Genomic DNA, 581 nt, shown 5'->3' with positions numbered 1-581 from the left:
ATCCGGCCCGGACAGCGCCGCTGCCGGCACCGGGGTCAGGCCCTCGTCGAAGCGGGTGATGCCGGTGTGCGGCATGCGGTGCGAGTCGGTGCCGGCCGAGCGCATGATGAAACCGACCGCACCCTTGCGGATGGCCTCGGACGGGCCACGGCTGCGCACGCTGCCGCCGATGCCGTAGTCGGCGCCATCCCGTTTGCGGGTCATGCTGAAGTCGACATAGGCGATCTTGCCGGCCAGCGAGCCGGCCGGTGCGGCCTGCAACGCTTCCAGCCCCTCGAAGCGCACCACCTCGGCCTCGACCGTGCCGGCTGGGCTGCCGCCCAGCGCGGTGATGGTCAGCGGCTGCGGGTGCGCGCCGAGCACGGCGGCCGATTCACTGCGGCGTTCCCACTTCGGGAAGGTGACCGGCTCGGTCCACACTTTGTCGAAACCCAGTGCCTTGAACTTGGCCTTGGCCCATTCCACCGCGCGTGCATCGGCTTCGCTGCCGGCCATGCGCGGGCCGATTTCGGTGGTCAGCGACTCGATCACCTGCCAGCCGGTGCGGTCGGCCAGCGCCTGCTCGCGCAGCTGCGCGGCGG

Annotated in this window: 1 protein-coding gene; it reads right to left on the bottom strand. The window is 71.4% G+C overall.

Features of this window, described 5'->3' with window-relative positions:
- The coding region (locus tag JCM9942_RS17730; RefSeq protein ID WP_484600279.1) for a zinc-binding metallopeptidase family protein at positions 1 to 581 on the bottom strand (581 nt) is incomplete at both ends.

The sequence above is a fragment of the Stenotrophomonas pictorum JCM 9942 genome (assembly GCF_001310775.1).
Lineage (GTDB): Bacteria > Pseudomonadota > Gammaproteobacteria > Xanthomonadales > Xanthomonadaceae > Stenotrophomonas > Stenotrophomonas pictorum.
Note: the sequence above shows the minus strand (reverse complement) of the source record. Positions and strands in the feature narration are given on the sequence as shown.